The 2,823-nt window shown below is 65.6% G+C and carries 2 protein-coding genes; both read left to right on the top strand.

All coding sequences use genetic code 11. The features are described from left to right. On the top strand, positions 1 to 1,170 hold a 1,170-nt coding region (locus tag V2I30_RS05930), incomplete at its 5' end, for an acyl-CoA dehydrogenase family protein (RefSeq protein WP_330661159.1). Positions 1,171 to 1,344: 174 nt separating this feature from the next. Then, a partial coding sequence (locus tag V2I30_RS05925) for an alkaline phosphatase D family protein (RefSeq protein WP_330661158.1) occupies positions 1,345 to 2,823 on the top strand: 1,479 nt, incomplete at its 3' end.

The raw sequence follows: 2,823 nt of genomic DNA, 5'->3' as shown, positions 1-2,823 counted from the left end.
TGGGCCTCTAAGGCGCCGGGTCAGCGGGAGAGACTATCCGTGGATTTCAATTTCACCGAAGAACAGGTCATGGTGCGCGACGGCCTCTCGCGCCTTGTCCGCGAACAATATGACTGGGAAACCCGGCGCAAGGCGATCGAGAGCGATGCCGGATGGCGTCCCGAAATCTGGTCGCAGCTGGCCGAGCTCGGCATCCTGGGCATGCCGTTCAGCGAGGATGTCGGCGGCTTCGGCGGCGGGGCGATCGATGCGATGGTGGTCATGGAGGAATTCGGCAAGGGACTGGTTGTCGAACCGTTCGTCCCCACCGTCGTGTGCGCCGGCGGCTTCCTGAAGCACGCCGGCACCGATGCGCAGAGGGAAGACCACCTTGCCGCGATCATCGGCGGCGAGCGGGTTTTCGCCTTCGCCTATGCCGAACCGCAGGGCCGCTACGACTATGCCGATCTTGCCACCACCGCCAAGAAGGACGGCGCGGGATACGTGCTCAACGGTCACAAGGCGGTCGTGATCGGCGCGCCTTGGGCCGATCACCTGATCGTCACCGCGCGCACCGGCGGCGATCGCCGCGATGCCGAGGGTGTCAGCGTGTTCATCGTCGACAAGTCGGCCGATGGCGTCGTCACCCGCGATTACGAGACCGTCGACGGCCGCCGCGCTTCGGAGGTCTATTTCGAGAATGTCGCCCTTCCCGCAGAAGCGCTGATCGGCGAGGAAGGCGCGGGCCTGCCGCTGATCGAACGCGTCACCGACGAGGCGATCGCCGCGCAATGCGCCGAGGCCTGCGGAGCGATGAAGGTCGCCCATGCGATGACGCTCGAATATTCGAAGCAGCGCAAGCAGTTCGGGGTGCCGATTGGCAAGTTCCAGGTGCTCCAGCACCGCATGGTCGACATGTACACCGCCTACGAGACCTCGGTTTCGCTGACCTATCTCGCGACGCTCAAGCTCGACACGCCCGAGCGCGAGCGCAAGCGGCACGTCTCGGCGGCCAAGGTCGGCGTGGGTCAGGCTGCGCGCCTCATCGGTCAGGAAGCGGTGCAGATCCACGGTGGCAACGGGGTGACCGACGAATATGCGATCGGGCACTATTTCAAGCGCCTGACGATCTTCGATTCCGAATTCGGCAATGTCGATCACCACATGAAGCGGCACGTCGCTCTGGCCTGAGCGGCGAGCGCTTCTTCAGCCTCCTGTAAGGGCCGGTCGGTTCGCTTTGTGCTCCCTTGAGGGACGCCAAAGGCGGGCCGACCGGCCCTTTCGCATCCCCTTTCTGACCGGCCACGAAGCTGCAACATACGGTCAGCAAGGACGCAGTCACCCGAACTTCAGGATATACGAGCCATGAAAGACCTGCGCACCCGACGTCTCGAACTCAGCCGCCGCTATGCACTCGCGGCATTCGGCGGATCGGCCGTCGCCGGGCTGTCGCTGCTCGCGGGCATGCGCGCCATCGCCTCGCCGGTGTTCAGCCAGTATCCCTTCCAGCTCGGCGTCGCCTCGGGTGAGCCGCTGGCCGATGGCTTCGTGATCTGGACCCGGCTTGCTCCCGACCCGTTCGAGATCGGCTATGGCATGCCCGCCGCCCCGGTCGAGGTGCAGTGGAGTGTCGCCAGCGACGAGCGGATGGAAACCATTGTCGCCAGCGGCACCGCCATCGCGCGGCCCGAACTGGGCCATGCCGTCCATGTCGAGGTCGCAGGGCTCGAGCCTAACCGCCCCTACTGGTACCGCTTCGCCTCGGGGCGTGAGCGCAGCGCGGTGGGGCGCAGCAAGACCACGCCCGCGATCGGCCAGCCGATAGAGAACGTTCGCTTCGCGATCGCCGGCTGCCAGGCCTACGAACAGGGCTATTACACCGCGCACCGCTACCTCGCCGCCGAGGAGCCGGACTTCGTCTATTGCTACGGCGATTACATCTACGAATATCGCGGGAACCGCATCTACAACAGTTGGAATGGCCCGGTCGAACAGGTGCGCCACCATTTCGGCCAGGAGATCTACACGATCGAGGATTACCGGCGCCGCTACGCCCAGTACAAGATGGACACCGACCTTCAGGCCGCGCACGCCGTCGCGCCGTGGTTCGTGGTGTGGGACGATCACGAGATCGACAACAACTGGGTCAGCCACGAAGATCAGGACGGCACGCCGACAGCGCCCTTCAAGCTGCGCCAGCAGATGGCGATGCAGGCCTATTACGAGCACATGCCGCTGCGCGCCTCGTCGATGCCGATCGGGCCGGCAATGCAGATCTACCGCCAGGCGCGCTATGGCGACCTGATCGACCTCAACCTGCTCGACACGCGTCAGTATCGCAGCGACCAGCCCTGCGGCGACCGCTGGGGCGTGGGTTGCGAGGATGTGCGCGCCGCCGACGCGCAGGTGCTGGGGCAGGCGCAGGAGCGCTGGCTGTTCGAGCAACTGCGCACCTCGAAGAGCCGCTGGCAGGTGCTCGCCCAGCAGGTGATGATGATGGATCTCGACCGCATGCCGGGGCCGGACCGGACCGAGAACCTCGACAGCTGGGCCGGCTACATGACGCCGCGCAACCGCATCCTCGGCCAGATCAGCGAGCTCGGCCGAGACAGCGTGATCGTGCTCACCGGCGACGAGCACCAGAACTATGCGGGCGAGCTCCACATCGACGGCCAGCGCCCCGGCAAGGCGCCGATCGCAACCGAATTCGTCTCGACCTCGATCACCTCGGGGGGCGATGGCGAGGTGCAGCGCTCCAGCACGGTCGCGATCCAGGCCGAGAACGAGTGCCTCAAATGGCACAATTCGCAGCGCGGCTACGTGATGTGCGATGTGACGCCCGAC

This window comes from Erythrobacter sp. (assembly GCF_036351135.1).
GTDB lineage: Bacteria > Pseudomonadota > Alphaproteobacteria > Sphingomonadales > Sphingomonadaceae > Erythrobacter.
Note: the sequence above shows the minus strand (reverse complement) of the source record. Positions and strands in the feature narration are given on the sequence as shown.